Raw genomic sequence first — 18,588 nt, forward strand, 5'->3', positions numbered from 1 at the left:
AGTGATTCAACAGAGCCAAATACTCACAAACTTCAGCTCCCACGACCCTGACGCTGTTCGCGATGCGCTCGAAGCGGCCGTCGAACGTGGCGACGTCGAGCACGTCGAAGACGGCTACCAGCCCGGCGAGTGGGACGAGTATCGGTCACCGAGAGCACGGTGAGTCCTATAGGGATTCGCAGTGGTGTTCATACTTCCTAACGTGCCAGATTCGTGACTGACTGAGATCAGCGTGCGAGATACAGAGGCTATATTCAGTACGGCAACAGCTATCTTTGTTCCCGATCATATAGAAGTCGATGAACTCGATGAAACCCATCTCAGTCGGTGACCGGGAGCTGCAGATCTACATCACCCCACTGGAGTCGGACTTTCTCAGGAGCGAGTGACATGGGGACGCTACGTTTCGATCACGTGGGTGTTGTCGTCGATGATCTTGACGCCGTGGCCGCGTTCTTCCTTGATCTGGGATTCGAGCGCGAGGGCGGGATGGTGGTCGAGGGCGAGTGGGTGGACAAGATCAACGGTCTCGACGGCGTCCGAGCGGAGGTAGTGATGGTCCGAGTGCCGGACAGTAGCGGTAAGCTCGAACTCGTCAAGTACCATACGCCGGCTGACAGTGAGGGCGCGCACCCCTTGCCGGCGAACCAGCTGGGCTTCCGACACATTGCTATCGAGATTAATGACCTCAACGCGATCGTCGATGAACTGCGAGACAACGGCTTTGACACGGTCGGTGAGGTCCGTGATTTCGAGGACGCCTACCGACTCTGCTATGTCCGTGGGCCTGAGGGATTGATCATCGAGCTAACCGAGCAGATCGCCCCCAGAGAAGCGAGTTAGGCTGCCGTCCAGCTCCCGACTCCCATATCTGATCACAATGAGCAGTGGGATTGTGGACGAGAATCCTCGCTCAACACCATCGGCGGCTGCGACCAGACGCTACCAACGCTGATCTTCAGCTGGGCTGTGTGATTTGCCAATTCAGGATGCAAGATACGCGCCTTGTATCTTGCACGCTGTTTCTGACAGCTGAGGTGGAATATGCGAAGAGAAAATATGGGGACTTCTGCTAAACACTATAGCCGAGTTGCACCGAGACGTATCCACTCTCCCATCTGGGTGAGGAACTGCCGTTTCCAGTCTTCATCGTTCATCTCGAGCAAGCGCTGAAGGTCGCTCGCTCCAGGTCCGAGACTCGGCCCGAAGCCGCTGTACGTTGCGAGACCGCTCCCGAACGAGATGATGAGCAATCCGATACCGACGATACCAACTGACCACGTGATGTCAATATCGAGCGTTCCGGGTGCCGTAATGAGCGCTCCAACGGCCACTGTTGCCAACCGAGTCGTTCTGAGTGCTTTGTCATCGAGATTGTTCTTGCGCTGCTGTGCGTTCAGCACTGTCCGTGCTTCCTGATACGCGACGGCGTGCTGCGGTCGCGACCATCGCTGACCGCCGCCCGACTCGTCGCCGTTGCTCATTCTGTGGACACCTCAACCCCCCCTCCGGAGAGACGATAAACTGCCAGTCGCTCGCTCGGGTTCTTGATTCGTCGCGACCAGCGCCGTTGGATTGACTTATGTAACAGACGAGCCTTCCAGCCAAGACGAGATGTTACACAAGGCGGGTTATTCACCAATGCCAGTCGATGATTTCGCTGGCTCGCTCGCCGGAAGTCTCTGATGAGGTGGCTTGTGTCGTGAATTCACACTGTCGATAGATTACGAAGAATTTCAGGTAGATTTATCTCCTCGCGTTACAATTATAACGATATGGCAGCGTGTCCGCTCTGTGACGAGTCCGTCTCCGAGGAACGGCCTCGCCACCGCGTCACCCTCGAGATCGAGGACACGACGCGCTCGACGAAACAGTTCATGGGCAACGAAGCCGAAGTCAAACGCTACTGCATCGACCGGCAGCTCTGTCCCGACTGCTGGGACGACTTGCGTACGGATCTCTCGTAGAGTTTCCATTTTCAATTTGGTCAAGCCCTTCCCGCCCACCTTGCCCCGACAGTCGCGCACGAGCGCTACGAACGGCCCCAGTCGTCCAAGCTAACGATTGGGTTCCGTTTCGAGGTGTTCCAAGAATGGATTGACCACGCTCTCGATGAAACACTGTGCTCTCGTTCTTATTGAGTTTCTTGAGATGATTGATAACTATAGGATGGCACAAGACTTTCATCTTGTGGAATGTTAATACTCCGCACAGGTGGATTGCAATGAGCACTCTGGGACGCGTTAAAACAGCATTCACAAGGGCCGACCGTGGCGAATCCGATACATACGAGTGCAAGAGCTGTGGGGCGCGCTTCAGACTCCAGCGGCAGGTATGCCCTGAGTGCGGTGGATATACTTTTGATCGGGTTGAGTGGTCGTCTTCGAGGACTTTGTAACAAGACCCGAAGTAGTTCATTCCGGAGGATTGTCAGCACAGCCACGAGATTTACAACCATTTGCACCGAATATTCGGCGAGGTGAGCCACCATGAACGATACAGCCAACGCGAACAAGAACACGGTCGCGTGCCCGACTTGTGACTCACCGGATACGGTTCAGATTGCCGCACGCGGGCTTCAGTATCTCTGCCGAGACTGTAACAATGAATTCGACTCCAGTGCCGGACCGATGGCGATCAAACTAGGGTGAAAAACACCATGCGCGACACACCCGACGACATGATTCCGACGGTCGCCTGTCCCAGTTGTGAGTCCAAGAACGTTGAGACCCTTCCCGCCACAGGCGCGGACGGAGACCCGGAATATCGCTGTCTCAACTGTGAGACCGAGTTCGACATCGGGGGCGGTGAGCCGCCGTTGGCCGATTCCAACGACCCTCACGCGCCGTAGCTGACGACACTGCAACACTCTATTCGCGCGGATCGCTGACTGCGATCAGTAAGTGAAGCTAATTTCCCGATGAATCACACGCATTTCGAATCAGCCTTCTTCGAGGAGATCATCAATAAATCGAAAGCCGTTGACGAACGTCACAGCGTCATCGTACCCCTCACTCCCGAGTACCGTCTCTGCCCCTTCGCCGGCAGCGATATCGGTCGTATAGATATAGGCGTGAGTCGTGGTTCCCGAACTAAGTGCTTGTGCAGCAAGCGCTCCAAGCGCTGGGTCAGCACGTTCGATTTCGTCGGCCGACCGCCCGTCGGCGTTCGCGATGTATCGCTGGATGCCGTCCATCGTCTTCGAAACTATTGGATTCGTATACTCCAATGGATCAGCAACCTCAACCCAGCCTTCATCAATGGCAGCGTCGATCGGAATCGCTTCTGCTTCGTCGATCTCGCTGTCCTCACTCCCGGTCAACTCCTCGTAGATACGTTCCGGAACAACGAACACGATCTCATTCCGCTTAGCGAAGGTCCGCACCCGCTGGTAGCGCTCGTTCGAGGAGTTTCCGAGGGCGACGAAAAAGCCTGTATCCGCGATATGAAGCGCGCTCACACGTCGAGGTTCTCGGCGTCAACGACGTCCGCCAGCGATGCACCGGAGTCTTCGAGCGAGAAATGCTCGCGAACGATCGGCCGAAGCGCCTGAAGAATCACTTCGGCTTTGAGCTCGGTAATACCGAGATCGTCGGCCACGAGGCGGTGGGTGGTCTCACCCTGTTCACGAGCGACAGTGTGGGTAAGCGCGGTTGCGAGGCCGTGTACGCCGTGACGATCGATATACGAGTCGATGGTGTCGTCGGTCGTCCGGCGTGCGACTGCGGCAATGAGAGCGGGTGAGATGGTGTATTCACGATCGTCGCTGACGGTCAGGGTGAGATTGATCTCGACGGCTGTGTATCGTTGGGGTTGGGTATCTGTAGTAGAAGTGAGAACGCCAGTATCGGTGAGCTGGTTCACGTAAGTGTAGGCAGTTCCTTGGGAGAGATCGAGCACGTCGATGAGTTCGCTGACGGTCGCCTCACCCTCACGGTAGAGATATGCGTAGATACGGGCGAGCTGGGGCTGTTCGAGGAGATCAGCGATCGAGAGAAAGTCGCGAATGATTTCTCCTTCCTGTTGTGAAGCTGTTCGTGACATAGCTAAGCCGCGTGTTTACAGATTATACACAATCGGTAATAAGTTTGTCGGATGGCTGATGGAAGATGAGACTATTGTGCACAATGCATGAGTGAAATCGGTGCAACTGCGCTCAGTCGACACATATACTGACGGCCAAAAATTCACGTAGCTTCAGTTATTGGTGGCAATATGGCGGCCCTCGAAATCATTTCTGCTGAAGACCTCCGCCAAGTCCTGGCGGAGGTCGACGATGCTGACGCTGCACAGCGTCTGATGGCGGCAATCACGTTCAAGGAAATCGACGATCTAACTCAAGGAGAAGCCGCCGCACTCTATGGGTTTTCCAGTACTTGGGCCTCGAAGTGGTTCAACCGTCTCGAACGGCTCAACGACGAGCCGTTCGAGGACGTCGTTTACGACGAACCTCGTTCCGGTCGACCGTCAAAACTCAGCGAATCAGAGCATCAGCGGTTCGTGGATGACCTCCACGAACCGCCTGAAGAAGCTGGTCTCGACGCGCGTGCGTGGACGGTTCCGCTCGCCCAGCACCATCTCGACCAGGAGTTCGACGTGGAATACTGTGATCGCCACGTCCGACGGCTGATGACCGAGGCCGGGCTGTCTGTCGTGACAGCCCGGCCGCAGTACGTCGATGCCGACGAACGTGCTCAAGAAGCGTTCCGCGAAGGTTTCAAAAAAGCTCGCCGATCTGGACGACGAGTACACGGTCGTAGCAATCGACCAGACTCGTCAGGAGCTGGCGAACCTCGTCTATGCGTGGTTTCCTGAAGGAGAGCGCCCGACACTGCCGGTGTCGGGCGCGTGGGAGAGTCTGAAAGTGTTGGGCGGAATCACCGACGACGGAGAGACGTTCTATCTTCCGTGCAAGGACAACTTCACGAGCAATCTCACGGTTCGGTTGTTGGATGCACTCCAGACCGAGTTCGGCGAAAAACTTTGCGTCATGCTGGACAACGCACCGTATTTTGCGGCGAACAAGGTCCAAGAGTTCGCCGAAGACACGCCTCTCGAACTCTGTTACCTGCCGCGAGGTTCACCAGAGCTGAACCCCGCGGAGGAGTGCTGGCATCAACTCAGCCAACGTCTCGGTAATCAGCTCTTCGAAGAACTCGACGAACTTCGCGACGCTGCTCTCGCCGCGCTAGATTTGATCGAACCGCCGAATCTCTCCCCGTATTTGTGTCCGTGAGTATATAAACTGCCGACCTACGTGATCAGAGTCAACTCCCCTCGTATGACCCACTTGGCTGCTCGTCCGTTCATTCCTCTTGTTGCGATAGTCGCGACCGCATAGCGGCCGCCGCATAGCAGCAGCACTCGGGTTGCCTCATCTCGCTACGGGTTCCGTAGTCGCACTTCCTCAACAAGAACACCAACCCAAATGCAGACAGTCGCCGGGTCTCTGGTCTACAGTGGCCAGAAGCCCACTCGAAAGCGAATCGATTCGCACACCGAACCAGTATCGATTGATAGACAACGAGTAGCTGTCTCTCTCGACACGCTGGGCTGTATCCTCAATCTTCCGAACTGTGAAACAGCGTTTGAATTCGTCGACAATCAGACGACACACACCTCGTCGAGGGAAGAGATATGAGCCAGCAACAGGATGTAGTGGAGGCCACGAACGCAGATACGTCGTCCCTCTGGAACAACTTGGATTTCCTCCGTCTGCTGTTCGGGCGGTTCGTCACGAATGCCGGGGATAGTCTCTACACGATCGCTGGTACATGGCTGGTCTACGACCTCACCGGATCGAGTTTCTATACCGGTCTCGCTAGCGCGTTACTCCTCCTGCCGCCAGCATTGCAATTCGTGTCCGGACCGCTCGTCGATCGCTGGCCACTCATCCGAACCCTCGTGTGGACGCAACTCGCTCAGGCCGTCCTCATTCTATCGATCCCTGTAGCAGCCTACTTCGACCGCCTCTCCGTTGGACTGGTTCTGGTAACGATTCCGCTTCTTTCGTTCTTGAACCAGTTCGTCTACCCTGCTCAGAACGCGGCACTCCCTCGGATCGTCGCGAAGACCCAGCTGACACGTGCCAATTCGGCGTTTTCGTTCGCTAACCAAGGAACAAACATGGTGTTTGACGCACTTGGTGGAGTCCTCATTGCCGTGGTTGGCGCTGTCTCCCTATTCGTTCTTGACTCGATCACGTTTGTGGTAACGGTCCTCTCGTTCGTCGGTGTCCGGGTCCCCGAACGCTCCGACACAGGTGACCAGGAGGCTGAAATTGATGTTTCCGGATACCTGTCTGACCTTCGAGATGGAGTTCAGTGGCTCCGGGGCACGGTGTTCACCGAAATGATGCTTACCACAGCGGTCACCAACTTTGGGACGGGTATCATGCTCGCCGTACTACCGGGGTTCGCAACCATTCGTGGCGGCTCAATACTCTATGGGGCGCTGCTCGGAGCAATCGGTGCGGGTGGTCTCATCGGCGCGCTGATCACTTCCCGACTGTCCCACATCAGATACGGCACTATCCGAATTATCGGGCTCGGAGTTGGATTCTTCCTGTGGATTGGTGCGGTCTACTCCCCGTGGCCAGTACTTACAGTGGTCTTGTTTGCGATAACTGGGATTCCGATCGGTGTCACGAACGTGATGAGCCAGACGCTCATTCAAACGGTTACTCCAGAAGACCTTCTCGGGAGAGTCACATCCGTCGATGCGAGTGTCTCGACGCTCACGGTACCGATCGGTTCATTCATCGGTGGAGTTCTGGGCAGTGTGGTAGGTGTCGTTACGACGATGGCCGTGATTTACTCGCTCAGGGATGGAACGCGACGAAAAAGGCGTTCGAGAAGTTCGAAGGTTTCGCGTGGGCATACGAAGGGCTCGAACAGCCGTGGATCGTCCCGGCCGACGTCCACTATTAGTCGTTTGTCTCCCAGTCGGCGACATCGTCCCACTCGACACGATCCCAGCGGAGATCCTCGGCATCGTTGCCCTCTCGATGCTTGAACATCATATAGCGCGTGACAGCAAGGTAGTGTTCGACCTGCTCTCGCCGTGACTCGTCCAAATCGAGTTTCTCCATCACCTCTTGTGGAGTCGCTCCGTAGCGGTCGTTGGTGTATTCGGCGAGGCGGGTTGGAAACGAACTCACCATACTTGAGATAGTGGCTGAGCAAACGTGACGGTGTCTCTCCGCTGGCCAGTGTCGCGGCGGTTGTGGAAAGCAGCGAAAACTGCGATGCGGACAGCAACGGCGCTGCTTTACCTTATGTAACAAAGAGTCGCTCCGCCCACTCCAGTGATTACATAAGGCCCACTGATCATCGCCTCGGTCGCTTCACCTCTTTCCCACCATTGGGTCCTGCCGTGGAATCTTTGTGTTCGCGCTGAGTAGCGCTCACCCATGGAACTCTCAGCCGAAGATTACGAACCCCGATTCCTCGACCGGCCATACGCCCACATCGACGGCGATCCATATCCCCCGCCCAGCAAGGAGATGCGTGCGATTCTCGCCTGTCTTCCCAAAGCCGGTGTTGCGCCGACGGATCGCGAAGCACTCGCGAACGATATTGTCTCGGCGCTCCACGAACTCAATGTCGACCCCGTGAAATTCGGCGAACTCGTACGCCCGAAGTCAACGGAATACGTTTCGGTTCCGACGCCCGGAGACGCGGCGGCAGAGGCCACGTTCGACGCTGACTACCAGTACGAATACGAATTCGAGGGAGATACGGCGACGATCGAGCTAGCTGCCCAGTCTGAGACGGCACTTCACGAACCACAGGTCGGTTGGCGGGTCACAGCCGGCGCGGGTACTGTTTCCGGAACCAACGGCTGGCTGGGCTCGCTCAACGGCAATGGCTTCGTTGAGCTCCTTGATGTGAGTGAGGCCGTCCACTGGGATGACGACCCCGAGTGCCCGATCATCGCCGGAACACGCTTCGAGAAACTGCCCGTCCCCGGTCGGCTCGCACGCGAACTGAACGACCGCCTCGACGAGATGGGGACGCTCACCTCGCCGAATGCGGATGCTGCGCTGGGCAGCGATCCCACTGCCTTCCCCGCAACCATCAGCGATCCGGCTATCTCCGAAGACCACTTTCAAGAACCGTTTGCCTGGGACGCCGACCGACTTATCATGTGGTACGACAACAACGATTCGAACTTTTTCGAACCCTCTCCTTTCCAAATCGAGGATGGGATGGTGATCGCCCGGTGGAACGACCCTCAGTATCAAGACCGCGACCTCCCGGATTCTCGCGAGGAATTCATCGACCAAGACGAACTGGAGCGCATTTCTCCAGACACACTCACTGCTTCAGGATCGATGTGAGACCTGGAATCTGGCCAAAACCGACTGCTTTCTCGCTGTTTGTTCGAGGGAAGAGTGTTTGATCTCAGCACGCAAGGACGACACTTGGACCATCATTGCACAACCCCCATTCTTTTATATACCCCTCTCCCCCATATTGCACGACCGTGTGAACAAATGATCCTCTCCGAGTGCTGAGGTTCACTCGTCTTCCTAGGGAGGTTCAGAAGACCGTTACTTTACTAGTTAACGACTAGTTCTAGTAGTAGTATAGTACCTTTCTATACCGGCAAAAACGGCAAACATGATACTGCTATGACTGTGAATCCTGAAAGTCTACGAATTGGCGACAACAGACGCTCTCTCCGAGCTATTCTGGATTCCTCCCGTGTGATACCAGGTGATTATCGTTTTCGTGAACACTGACTCATTTCCAAGAGTGGTTGTGCAATATGGGGGGAGGGAGTATATAACCGAGACCGGGTCATGCAACCCACCCCCCGGTAATGTAACGGTGGTTTTATCTACGCTATGCGCCAGTTGGTGGCATGTCCGGGTACTCTCGATCGGTAACTCCTTTCGAGAATCCGAACGCTCTTGAGGAATCGTATCAACCGGACGAGATCCAAGGTCGGAGCGACGAGACCCACGAAGTCCAACGGGTCTTCCAGCCTGTTATTGACAACGAACCGCCTCGCAACGCATTTCTGTATGGACTCTCTGGTTTGGGAAAGACTGCGACGACTCAGTACGAGCTCAACCAGCTTGCTGCATCGGCTGAGGAGTACAACGACATTCGACTCACGACAATTCGGCAGAACTGCAACGACCTCAATTCGTCGTATCAGGTGGCGATTACGCTCGCCAATCAGATCCTTCCGCCAAATTCTCAGTTGCCTCGATCGGGGCTCCCGGCTGGTCAGATATATGAGACGCTATTCGAGCAAATAAATCAGTTGGGGACAGCAGCCGATGACATTCGAGATTATGTCATCATCGTCCTGGATGAGTTCGACAACATTGGGTCGAGTGACCGCTTGCTCTACCAAATACCACAAGCGAGAGCGAACGACCGCCTGAACAATGTCTGGCCATGCCTGATTGGGATCAGTAACGACATCACCTTCAGGGAAAATCTCAGTCCCAAGGTTCAATCCTCACTCTGTGAGCGCGAGATCACGTTTTCCGCCTACGACGCTGACGAACTCTCTGCGATTCTCACTCATCGGTCCCAAATCGCTTTCAAAGAGGGAGCAGTTGATACGGAGGTCCTTAATCTCGCAGCAGCCTATGGTGCTCAGGAAGGTGGGGACGCGAGATACTCCATCGATCTCCTGCGGAGCGCTGGTGAAATCGCGAAAGCGGAAGGCAGAGAAACCGTCGAGAGACACGACCTCGAAGAGGCACGCGACGACGTGGAACGAAACCGAGTCTCGGAAACACTCTCATCGATGGGGATTCACGAGCATCTGGCCGCTGCGGCTCTCTTGTACCTGAAATACGAAGGCGAAACTCCGGTGGTGAGAGCAGACCTCTATCCCGTTTATCGAAAATTCGCCGAGGAGATCTTGGGAGACTCAAACAACATGCGCCGACTTCATTCCCATCTCGGTGATTTAGATATGCTGGGTCTCATCAGCCGAAGCAGAATCATCACGCCAGAAGGTCGAAAATTTGAGTACCGAATCGACTCGTTGCGGGCGAGTCTCCTGTTAGAATCACTCCAATCGCTTGAGGTTCCGGCGGTACCCTCCGATAGCAGCCTGATCCCGTCGGATCTCCACGAGTTGATCATTGACGAGGGCTGAGCGAACTCCAGTCACAGGCTCACTACTGGTGTTTCAAACCGCAGCCGGACAAGTACGATCGCTACGATTTTCAGGTGATGGCCCTCGATGAATCCATCGACACGTTCGCAAACGACTCCTGAAAACATCTTTCCTCCCGCCCTTCAGAACAACTCCCAATGATACCTGTCTCAGTCGACTCCGACGGCGGTGTATCGCGATCCAGCACCGCTGTTCGGCTGGTGATGGCTGTTGTGCTCGTTGCCGGCCTCTTCTTCCAGCGATTCCAGTTCGCCCTTCCGATTGCTGCGGCAGTGTACGCGCTTCTTGAAGGCTACCGCGTATACACGCTAAGCAATCAACGCAGCGTCGAGATGCCGGAGCTGGTCAGTCGCTCAGGTGTTCTCCTCCGGCGAGTGGAGATCTGGGCCGCGATCATCTTCACGTTTGGATTTGAGCTTCTGATCGGCAGTCTGCCGCTACTCGGCCTGCTCGCGAGCGCGCTTCTGTACCTCGGTGGCCTGTTCACCCAAGTGATCCGCCATCAGCCAGAGCTATAGAGAGTAGCACTGAGCTTCGGAGTTCTCATATCACAGGCTGCCGACTCGTTGGAGTCGGCGTGCGAGATACAGGGCGCGTATCTTGCAAATTGCCCGCACTCAATGGCGATGAGTTGCGAACACCCCGCCTCACGAGTTCTTCATCGGTCTCGTAGGAGTAGATGGTTGCCTCCCACCGCCGCGAGATCGATTCGATCATTGCACTCCGCACACCTGCCTCATGGACGAAGACGATCCGTTCACTACGCTGATGTGCCGTCTCACTACCCTGTACCGTTCTTGTTCACGGAAGATGTCTTCGAGTACCGACCCAGTTTCGATGCCCACGCCGAAATTCTTTCCCACATTCGGGGCGATGAACGCGACAGCGTTGCTCGCACGCGCAAATTCAATACTCTGGGTCGCCGCATCCATCTCATCAAGGTCAATATCGGTATCGAGAGCGAGAAATGCATTAACGCCTGGATCAACGCGGAGATCCAGAATGATGTATCTGTTGACCCCCGTTGCTCTACCTGCCGGAATCGTTTTTGGGCTCCTGTTCGTAGCGACATACACGGGGTGACAGCGTCATGACCGCAGGTGAATCGTGGCTCAAGGACAGGGGCATCGATGAACTCGAAGAATGCGAAGCCACACAGGACGACGAATACGTGTTGCTTCAGCACGAATCAAAGCGTAGCGATGAATGGCTCAGATTCGAAGGCGAAACTGTAGAAATCCGTCGCTGAAAGCGTTTTCTTCTGATTTCTTTGTTGAGCTTCGAAGCAAGAACAGCGAAAAGCAAGAACACAAATCCCCAACAAGCAGTTTGAAACTACTAAAAACAGATGTTTCAAAGCGTGAAAGGCACGAATCGTCGCAGCAGCCAATCTGATGCTTTCTCATTCTATTCAGGAACTTACTTCGATCGCTCATCTGTAGGAGATTGTTGATAGAGTCTCCCCGATCAAGACGGGACCCGATATCGGAGCTCGGGATGATTCTCAGGGTGGATATCAGCTCACTGGAAAACCGATTGAATCGCAAGAGGGCTCTCTATCAACAATGCATTACTCAGGAGCGTACCTCGATTCTAGCCGCAGCTATGCGATTGTCTTGTATAAAGACGAATGGGACAGAACCATGCTGGTTCGAAGGGTTGCACGTGAAAGCAATTGCGGTATACGATACTCAGCACTTTACCTCAATATGAGTAACAAAAACAACATCGATATCAAGGCTGACGATGGTGCACAGAGGACCAGCAGCGCTCGACAGACCGGAGTTGACGCCCAACAGCCCAAGGTCGATGCGAAGTCGGATCGCGGAGCATCCGGAGCGGTCGAGATCGATGATCTGACAAAAATCTACGATCCGGATGGTGACAGGGTTGTCGCTGTTGAGGACATGAGCCTCGATATCGGTGCCGAGGAGTTCGTTACCATCCTCGGTCCGTCAGGATGTGGGAAAAGTACCGTGATGGAGTGTGTAGCGGGCTATCTCCAGCCGACTGAAGGTGAGGTTCGAGTCGACGGCGAGCGCGTCACGGAACCGAATCCTTCCCGCGGCGTAGTCTTTCAGTCGAACCGACTCTTCCCGTGGAAAACCATCGTCGAGAACATTCGATTCGGCCCACAGATGCGAGATGATGTCGATGACGAGCGTGTGGCGTCGCTCATTGACGAGATGGGACTCGAGGGATTCGAAGATTCCTATCCACACGAACTCTCTGGTGGCATGCAACAGCGAGCTGAACTCGCCCGTCTGCTGGCGAACGACCCAGATATCATGCTGATGGACGAACCGTTCAGCGGGCTTGATGCAATGACGAAAGAGCTGATGCAGGAAAATCTCCTTGATGTCTGGGAGGATGAAGATCGGACTGCACTCTTCATCACCCATGATGTCGAGGAAGCCATCCTGCTCGCCGATAGGGTTGTAGTAATGACTGCTCGCCCAGGACAGGTCAAGGAGATCCTTGAGGTAGACTTGGAGCGACCACGCTCGCTTGAGATGGTCACCAGCGACGAGTTCACGCAGGTGAAACGACGCGCGCTTGATCTTATTCATGCTGAGGCCGAGAGTGCGCTCGAACAGGCCGAGTCCCAATAATGGCGTTCGCTCATGTGTAGCATATTGTTGATGAAACTCCCTCTTGGGCACTGTCTAGATAAGCGAGTTCGGGCGAGTGAGTGTAGATCTCTGGAGAATTACTTCGAGTTCAGACGAAGATTCTTGAGCAACCGGCTGATCGCCTCTCCGTCTCATCACTCGCCGAATCAGCTCTCGTCTCTTTCCATTTCTCACTCCGACCTCTCAAACCCTCGAAATCGTCCGATCCGTCTTAACTAGACAGTGCCGTTTTCTATCTCATCTCAATTATTCAACCTATCGGAATTAGCCAACCCAGTTTAAACAGATAGTATCTTTACATGAAAATTCACACAGGATATACCGGTCTTTCCCTTGGTAGACATGATATCTGTCTTGGTGCTCAGTCGAAATTGTCCGATTTTGGTTAGTGGAAATGTATTTCGCAGATTTATCTCGTGAGTTCTCTGTTCTATCGAGCACACCGTTTTACGGTCGTAGCGCGAACAGTGCATATGCCAACCTACATTGCCCAAATTGCCGTGAACGAGGACGAATACCAGAACCCACAGGAGTTGATATCGATCTGGGGAACCATCAAGCAGGATATCGAAGAGATTGGTGGTGACATCCTCCAGACGTATGCGGTTCTCGGTGGCTACGATTTCCATCTCGCTTTCGAAGTCGAGAGCGGTGAGATGGCCTTCCAAGTCTCACAGGCCATCGAACGGCATGGTCTCGATACGGAAACGATGCGAACGCTCCCAGTTGAGCGCATCGGTGAACTCGTTGACGATATCTAATTCTACACGGTCAATCTGTTGTTTCTATATAGTATCTGATTGAGCATGATCGTTGTCTTCATCTGCATCAAATTCCTCGCCACAGCTGACACACCGATACATACCAACAGCACCTCCCTCAATCCGCTCAACATCATCTGAATCGCAAGCAGGACAGGACGGTCCGCCGATTCTAGGGTTGTCATCCATGGATGGATCTCTGTAAGATGGGCGTTGGGAATAAATTTCTCGGTGATACTATTTTCTCAGCCCCTGAAGTTCCGTATGAGACAAGGATCCTTCGAAGCCGAGTTGAGCGGTGATAGCTAGCCTCCTGACAAAGCCGGTCAATTGGCCGAGTTAACGACACGAACCGGGAAGGCTTCGGCAGCGGATGTGCACACGAGTCCGCGGCTCTCGTGTTTCATCGAGGAATGGTGGTTTCGCAGCGTGAAACCGGTATGATGCGTCGATCATACTAGTGTAGTTTCTACTGATGGGAGATGGTGGATTATATAGAAAAATAAATATCATTCTGCCACAATATGGATCTCATGAGCCATCAAATTCCGGACAAACAACTCACCCAGTCTCTAATTTTCATCGCAATACTGCTATTTGTGATTCCTGCGATCACTACCCATCTTCCACTCGGAGAATTAGCGAAGGGAGTCATCACGGTCTGTATTTACGCTATCGCGAGTCTCATTTCGTGGCGATTTGGGAGACTCCGCGCAAGTATCGGCTGGCTATTTTTTGCACTCAGTATGTGTGTATTGCTATTTATCGGCGTAAATAACGACCTGCCGGCCCTCATGGCATTTTTCGCTTGTTTAGTGGCTGGATTCGGTCTTGTTGTTTCCGAAGGGCTTGTTGAGACGTGATCATTCACTCTACAGTGCACTGGTCTCCGTCCCAGTCGTACTCGGTGAGGAACTTATCGAGTGCGCGTTCGCTTTTGGCTGGAAGAACGTGGTTCGAGATGCTCTGAACGGTCTTGTTGCTGGCTGCAAGAAGACCTGTCACGTAGGTCGTGACGTGGTGTTTTTGTCTCATCGAGAAACACTCCAATCAGTCGATTGGCTCAGTACAGGACAAAAACGACATGATCGGTAGCATCAGTGTTTCACCTGCTCTCTACGTGCTCAGGCTACATAACGTGCGAAGTCAAGTATATAGAGTCGTTAGGCTACACTGCAATCGAACACGATCCTACTGCTATAACGATTCCGTAAAGCAGGAAATTCTGTACTGTTCGTCAATCGATGCAACTCCTGCTATACTCAAAAGCCTACCCTTGAAAGCTGAACCTTCAACAGGCGAGACCACAGAGTATCCTCTGATGATCAAAAATGGATCAAGATGAGTTCCTCGATGTCGTTCAGCGGCGTGCACAAGTGAACTCACGCGATGAAGCGTACACCATAGCCCATGCAACACTCTCAGTTCTCGGTCAGCGTATTGGTCAGAACGAAGCTGAAACCATCGCTTCCCAACTCCCCGAAACATTTGCTAATACGCTCACATCTGAAAACGAAACCACCGAAGAATTTTCAGCAAACGAGTTCTCTGAACGAGTTCATCGACGACAGATCAAGGAAGAACACTTCAGTGTACCACCTACTGATCGGCATGTCCGCGCTGTAATAGAAGTAGTTGGTATTATTACTGGAAATACAGTAGATGATCTACGCAACCAGCTATCCGCTGACTTCGAATCACTCTTCGAACCAGTCAATAATGATACTCACCATTCCGATGAACTAACTGGCTGAGTGCTCTGCGCGATTAGATGCTCTTTGTGAACAGCAATGCGCACGAATTTGATGTGGCCGCCAATCACTTCGTTATCAATCTGAGGAATGGCGCTACTCGATCAGTCCCGGGGCGTATGTCCCGCGAAGCTCGGTCTCGTCGATGATATGGGTTCCCAGCGCTTCGCGAAGGTCGTCTTTCGACGCACCGGAATCAAGCTCAAGTTCGGTATCGAGCGCGTAGAGCCGGAAATGGTAAGTATGCTCTCGATCAGGGGGCCGTGGGCCGCCGTAACCCGTTTCATCGAAGTCGTTGGACCCTTCTGTGGCACCCGACGGCGGTGACCCCTCTTCAATTCGAGAAGTCTCTGAGTCGATGTTCCAAATGAGCCAGTGGTCCCAGATTTTGCCTGTTGGTTCTTGGGCGTCGGGGTCATCGACGACCAACGCCAGCGAGGCAGTCTCGACCGGTATCTTTCCGATCTCCAGCGGTGGGTTCACGTTCTCGTTCTCGTAGCCATACTTGTCGGGAATTGATTCTTTGTCATCGAATACCGGACTGGACAATCGCATAAACATGGTTTGCAGCCGCCACTTGCGAGAAAGTTGTGGCTGCGACTGCAACCCGATCAGCACCAATCTGAGTACGTCACCAATTCTCGACCAACTAGCTCAGAAACTCCGAGGCAACCGGTTTTCACTCACCAGTCGACGCTTGGGACGGTACTAAGAGTGAATGATGTCTGGCTACGGACACCGGCTCTACCGCAATCGAGTTCATAGGTAAGAGTTATCGTATGCTTCGGCCGACCGCTCCGCGTGGACGTTGCTGCAGTTGGTACATTCGATTCGGCCCATGTCATCCATCGATGTATCTAACGATCCACAGTTAGCGCAGTAGTAGCCGAACTGATCGGTATGCTCTTCGTCGGTATACGCGACGAGAAACGCCCCTTCGGTACCTGAATCGTCCTCAGTCTGATCGATATATACTTGTTGACCATTGTCGGCCGTTGCAGTTATGACACCGTTCGTCGTCTCTGTATTCGGGAGATCGGCATTAGAGTCCTCTTCTATGTTGAAGTCGCCCGCCGTTTCAGCGTCTGTTGAGCGGTCAGCGTAGACGTGCTCCACGAGCGATTCACCTGCGACCTCGACCTGACGGTCGTCAGTTTGCTCGAACCCGAGTCGCTCGAAAAACTGGTCGCCTTCCCTGTTGGCTTCGAAAGTACTTGCTTCGATGCGTTCGACATCCTGCTTGTGGAGCGTCTCGATTGCAGTTTCGAACAGCCGAGTGCCGATTCCCTTGCCACGATGTTCCGGGTCGACAAACAGCCAGCGAATCGCGCCCTCGCCGTCAGCAAATCTCGCCTCGACGATGCCGCCTATCGTGGTTTCGTCTCCGTTGATGGTGCTTTCCGCGACAAGCGTGATCGAATCGGGATCTTCGAAGGCTTCCGCGAGCTGTTCTTCGCTGAAATCATCTTCAAGGAGAGCTTCGATCTGCTGCGGACTCAGCGCATACGAGGCGGTCAGCGTGCTCTCGATAAGCTCGCGTATTCGTTCGATGCTATCTGTTTCAGGTTCGTGCAGTTCCATGTACCCTGTTTCGCTCTCGATGTCAATAAAACAGCGGAGAATCATTGCTGTCCGTGAACGTCCCGACAGGAGGATAACCTACGAAATGGTATCGGTCGGGAATGGCTACGATCTACCAACCCCCGTCCGCAGCTGCATCGAGATGGTCGAGGACGTTCTCGATGTGCGAAACGGTTGCTTGATCGTCCACCTCCGCACTGAGACTGACGAGTTTCTCTTCGAGTTCGACCACTCGATCGCGGTCTGCTTTGGTATCGGCGGTTTTGTCGCCCTCGGCGAGTTCCATCAGGCCTTCGTTGAGGAAGTTGAGGTGTCGCTGTATTTCGCTATCCGCTGCATCACTAGCACGTTGGAGTTCCGCGCGCAGCATCTACGTCGGTTGCCATCGGGGCCCATCCGGTCGGAAGCCGAATGGGTGTGATGGCCTTGAGAATAATTTGCAGTAACTGGAAAATCAAGCGAATACTGTTAAGCTCTGGCACCCAAACCAGCAGATATGCCGGACGACGAAACACCGGCCAGATGGCCAAAAGCCGAACAGCCGGACGATGAAATGACTCGCTACAGTTCCCAACCAGTCACGGAGTATGAAGTTGTGAGCGGCAAGCAATTCGAATTCGAATTTCCCGACGAAATCACGACCAAGAACGGCGTTCTCACCATCGAAAGATAGCATCACGGAACTGAAACATGCATTCGAAACTCTCTCAGGCGATATTAGAAGCTGAATGGATCGGACTCATTCTCTATATTGTACTCGTCATTGTCGGAGCGGCTATCGTCACGTTCGTCGCGCTGTCTTCAAATGACCTGTTCAGTGCTTTCAACGCTGGTGTCTCACTCCTCTCAGGGTTAGTAATCCTCAGTATAATCGCATATCTAGAAACCCATGTATGGAGTTCCGAATGAATCGGACGTCTCCAATATATTGGCTCTCATGATACAGCTGACCCCCTGAACAAACCTCTGGATGACTGCTGCAAGCAGCGATCGCCGACCAAGGCCGTCTGCTTGGTACGTTTTTCTGTAGCGTATCGGAACTGCGGGCTAAAGGTTAGTTCAGTCTCTGAATGACCTATATTCTCAACGTAACGTCGACTTCCTATCCCGGTTGCTCTTACTAACTCGTTGTTCCGCCAATCTACATAAAAGCGAAGCATCCAGCAAAACCACTGAACAGCTCTCCAGCCCACAATGTGCCTCACAAGTGGAAATCAAACCGTGGCCATAAACTGTTAGTGTCTCTCGCACCATAGAACGAAAATGATGTCTAATTCAAATGATAGGGAGATGGGTGTAGAGCTAGGGGATCTCAACGACGACCTCGAATCGCATGAATACCCCGCGTCAACCGACGAACTCGTTGAGAAGTATGGCGACCACGAATTTGAGCTACCAGGAGGAACAGAGACGTTCCGCGAAGCGCTCGGTCCACTTGGAGACGAAAGCTACGAATCGGCCCAAGAGGTACGACAGATGATTTACAACATGCTCGGTAGCGAGGCTATCGGCCGCGAGGACTACAGCGACCGCGGCTCCGCTCCAGACAACGTGAAAGGGGAATCAGACGAAAAAACGCTATAAAATTGATGGGACTGACCCTCAATAGCTGATGAATGATTCACAACGTGTAGATACAAACTAAGAGGAATTACAGCCGCGAGAGCAGTACATCCGGATCTTCAATGGCCTCGATGACATGCTCCATGAACA

The 18,588-nt window shown here is 53.7% G+C and carries 25 protein-coding genes and 1 pseudogene; 17 read left to right on the forward strand and 9 right to left on the reverse strand.

The genetic code is table 11. The features are described 5' to 3' along the window. Position 1: 1 nt before the first annotated feature. Complete coding sequence (locus ACP97_RS19590; protein WP_154019892.1) at positions 2-163, forward strand: hypothetical protein; 162 nt, start codon at positions 2-4, stop codon at positions 161-163. A gap of 227 nt (positions 164-390) precedes the next feature. Then, on the forward strand, positions 391-843 hold the full coding sequence (locus tag ACP97_RS01785) for a VOC family protein (protein ID WP_049996129.1): 453 nt from the start codon (positions 391-393) through the stop codon (positions 841-843). A gap of 236 nt (positions 844-1,079) precedes the next feature. Here ACP97_RS01785 and ACP97_RS01790 read toward each other — a convergent pair whose 3' ends face one another. Next, on the reverse strand, positions 1,080-1,484 hold the full coding sequence (locus ACP97_RS01790) for a hypothetical protein (protein WP_049996130.1): 405 nt from the start codon (positions 1,482-1,484) through the stop codon (positions 1,080-1,082). A 291-nt stretch (positions 1,485-1,775) separates the two neighbouring features. Here ACP97_RS01790 and ACP97_RS01795 point away from each other — a divergent pair, with 291 nt between their 5' ends. The 3 genes from ACP97_RS01795 to ACP97_RS01800 all read left to right on the forward strand — a co-directional run bounded on the left by ACP97_RS01795 (position 1,776) and on the right by ACP97_RS01800 (position 2,851). After that, positions 1,776-1,967 (forward strand): hypothetical protein, encoded by a 192-nt coding sequence (locus ACP97_RS01795; RefSeq protein WP_049996131.1) that lies wholly within the window; start codon positions 1,776-1,778, stop codon positions 1,965-1,967. 522 nt (positions 1,968-2,489) lie between these two features. After that, complete coding sequence (locus tag ACP97_RS21360; protein ID WP_449404913.1) at positions 2,490-2,651, forward strand: PaaD-like zinc ribbon domain-containing protein; 162 nt, start codon at positions 2,490-2,492, stop codon at positions 2,649-2,651. 8 nt (positions 2,652-2,659) lie between these two features. Further along, complete coding sequence (locus tag ACP97_RS01800; protein ID WP_154019893.1) at positions 2,660-2,851, forward strand: hypothetical protein; 192 nt, start codon at positions 2,660-2,662, stop codon at positions 2,849-2,851. 90 nt (positions 2,852-2,941) lie between these two features. On the opposite strand, the gene ACP97_RS01805 is transcribed toward ACP97_RS01800, so the two are convergent. Together ACP97_RS01805 and ACP97_RS01810 are read right to left on the reverse strand one after the other, a co-directional pair. Beyond that, positions 2,942-3,460, reverse strand: a complete 519-nt coding sequence (locus ACP97_RS01805) for a hypothetical protein (RefSeq protein WP_049996133.1) — start codon at positions 3,458-3,460, stop codon at positions 2,942-2,944. Continuing rightward, on the reverse strand, positions 3,457-4,044 hold the full coding sequence (locus ACP97_RS01810) for a winged helix-turn-helix domain-containing protein (RefSeq protein WP_049996134.1): 588 nt from the start codon (positions 4,042-4,044) through the stop codon (positions 3,457-3,459). Before ACP97_RS01810 ends, ACP97_RS01805 begins: the two co-directional genes overlap by 4 nt. A 171-nt stretch (positions 4,045-4,215) precedes the next feature. Between ACP97_RS01810 and ACP97_RS18800 the strand changes: the two genes are divergently transcribed. The 5 genes from ACP97_RS18800 to ACP97_RS01835 all read left to right on the forward strand — a co-directional run bounded on the left by ACP97_RS18800 (position 4,216) and on the right by ACP97_RS01835 (position 10,667). After that, a protein-coding gene (locus ACP97_RS18800) for an IS630 family transposase (protein WP_154019894.1) occupies positions 4,216-5,236 on the forward strand; the annotation gives its coding sequence in 2 pieces (ribosomal slippage) (positions 4,216-4,733 and positions 4,732-5,236; 1,023 coding nt in all). 401 nt (positions 5,237-5,637) lie between these two features. Then, positions 5,638-7,014, forward strand: coding sequence for an MFS transporter (locus tag ACP97_RS01820; protein WP_237561056.1), 1,377 nt, complete (start codon positions 5,638-5,640; stop codon positions 7,012-7,014). 397 nt (positions 7,015-7,411) lie between these two features. After that, positions 7,412-8,341 (forward strand): hypothetical protein, encoded by a 930-nt coding sequence (locus tag ACP97_RS01825; protein ID WP_049996135.1) that lies wholly within the window; start codon positions 7,412-7,414, stop codon positions 8,339-8,341. Between the two features lie 527 nt (positions 8,342-8,868). Further along, the gene (locus ACP97_RS01830; RefSeq protein WP_049996136.1) at positions 8,869-10,128 is read left to right on the forward strand and encodes an AAA family ATPase; all 1,260 of its coding nucleotides are present in this window, start codon (positions 8,869-8,871) and stop codon (positions 10,126-10,128) included. Between the two features lie 158 nt (positions 10,129-10,286). Then, entirely contained in the window at positions 10,287-10,667 is a 381-nt protein-coding gene (locus tag ACP97_RS01835; RefSeq protein WP_049996137.1) for a hypothetical protein, read from the forward strand. Between the two features lie 25 nt (positions 10,668-10,692). On the opposite strand, the gene ACP97_RS21365 is transcribed toward ACP97_RS01835, so the two are convergent. Together ACP97_RS21365 and ACP97_RS01840 are read right to left on the reverse strand one after the other, a co-directional pair. Further along, positions 10,693-10,866 (reverse strand): hypothetical protein, encoded by a 174-nt coding sequence (locus tag ACP97_RS21365; protein ID WP_449404914.1) that lies wholly within the window; start codon positions 10,864-10,866, stop codon positions 10,693-10,695. Beyond that, the gene (locus ACP97_RS01840) at positions 10,863-11,225 is read right to left on the reverse strand and encodes a DUF7509 family protein (protein ID WP_049996138.1); all 363 of its coding nucleotides are present in this window, start codon (positions 11,223-11,225) and stop codon (positions 10,863-10,865) included. The genes ACP97_RS21365 and ACP97_RS01840 overlap by 4 nt, the downstream gene beginning before the upstream one ends. A 14-nt stretch (positions 11,226-11,239) precedes the next feature. Here ACP97_RS01840 and ACP97_RS19595 point away from each other — a divergent pair, with 14 nt between their 5' ends. The 4 genes from ACP97_RS19595 (at position 11,240) to ACP97_RS01860 (ending at position 14,406) form a co-directional block, all read left to right on the forward strand. Then, positions 11,240-11,398, forward strand: a complete 159-nt coding sequence (locus ACP97_RS19595; protein ID WP_154019895.1) for a hypothetical protein — start codon at positions 11,240-11,242, stop codon at positions 11,396-11,398. A 367-nt stretch (positions 11,399-11,765) separates the two neighbouring features. Continuing rightward, the gene (locus tag ACP97_RS01845; RefSeq protein ID WP_336884747.1) at positions 11,766-12,761 is read left to right on the forward strand and encodes an ABC transporter ATP-binding protein; all 996 of its coding nucleotides are present in this window, start codon (positions 11,766-11,768) and stop codon (positions 12,759-12,761) included. A 494-nt stretch (positions 12,762-13,255) separates the two neighbouring features. Next, positions 13,256-13,543 carry a GYD domain-containing protein gene (locus ACP97_RS01850; protein ID WP_049996140.1) on the forward strand — a complete coding sequence of 96 codons (288 nt, stop codon included), beginning with the start codon at positions 13,256-13,258 and terminating at the stop codon, positions 13,541-13,543. A 533-nt stretch (positions 13,544-14,076) separates the two neighbouring features. Continuing rightward, positions 14,077-14,406 (forward strand): hypothetical protein, encoded by a 330-nt coding sequence (locus ACP97_RS01860; protein WP_154019896.1) that lies wholly within the window; start codon positions 14,077-14,079, stop codon positions 14,404-14,406. A gap of 19 nt (positions 14,407-14,425) precedes the next feature. Here ACP97_RS01860 and ACP97_RS01865 read toward each other — a convergent pair. Further along, positions 14,426-14,593 (reverse strand): annotated as a pseudogene (locus ACP97_RS01865) (IS701 family transposase); the annotation flags it as partial. 281 nt (positions 14,594-14,874) lie between these two features. On the opposite strand from ACP97_RS01865, the gene ACP97_RS18805 reads away from it, so the two are divergent. Further along, on the forward strand, positions 14,875-15,297 hold the full coding sequence (locus tag ACP97_RS18805; protein ID WP_079977499.1) for a DUF2267 domain-containing protein: 423 nt from the start codon (positions 14,875-14,877) through the stop codon (positions 15,295-15,297). Positions 15,298-15,390: 93 nt separating this feature from the next. Here ACP97_RS18805 and ACP97_RS01870 read toward each other — a convergent pair whose 3' ends face one another. The 3 genes from ACP97_RS01870 to ACP97_RS01880 form a co-directional block, all read right to left on the reverse strand. Next, positions 15,391-15,849, reverse strand: a complete 459-nt coding sequence (locus ACP97_RS01870) for a YbhB/YbcL family Raf kinase inhibitor-like protein (protein ID WP_079977500.1) — start codon at positions 15,847-15,849, stop codon at positions 15,391-15,393. A gap of 204 nt (positions 15,850-16,053) precedes the next feature. Beyond that, positions 16,054-16,875, reverse strand: a complete 822-nt coding sequence (locus ACP97_RS01875) for a GNAT family N-acetyltransferase (RefSeq protein ID WP_049996144.1) — start codon at positions 16,873-16,875, stop codon at positions 16,054-16,056. A gap of 112 nt (positions 16,876-16,987) precedes the next feature. Next, on the reverse strand, positions 16,988-17,245 hold the full coding sequence (locus tag ACP97_RS01880) for a DUF7553 family protein (protein WP_049996145.1): 258 nt from the start codon (positions 17,243-17,245) through the stop codon (positions 16,988-16,990). 126 nt (positions 17,246-17,371) lie between these two features. Between ACP97_RS01880 and ACP97_RS19600 the strand changes: the two genes are divergently transcribed. Then, a complete protein-coding gene (locus tag ACP97_RS19600) occupies positions 17,372-17,548 on the forward strand; it encodes a hypothetical protein (RefSeq protein WP_154019898.1) in 177 nt (58 codons plus the stop codon). A 590-nt stretch (positions 17,549-18,138) separates the two neighbouring features. After that, positions 18,139-18,459, forward strand: a complete 321-nt coding sequence (locus tag ACP97_RS01890) for a DUF5789 family protein (RefSeq protein WP_237561058.1) — start codon at positions 18,139-18,141, stop codon at positions 18,457-18,459. Positions 18,460-18,588 lie beyond the last annotated feature (129 nt).

It is taken from the genome of Halococcus sediminicola, assembly GCF_000755245.1.
Classification (GTDB): domain Archaea; phylum Halobacteriota; class Halobacteria; order Halobacteriales; family Halococcaceae; genus Halococcus; species Halococcus sediminicola.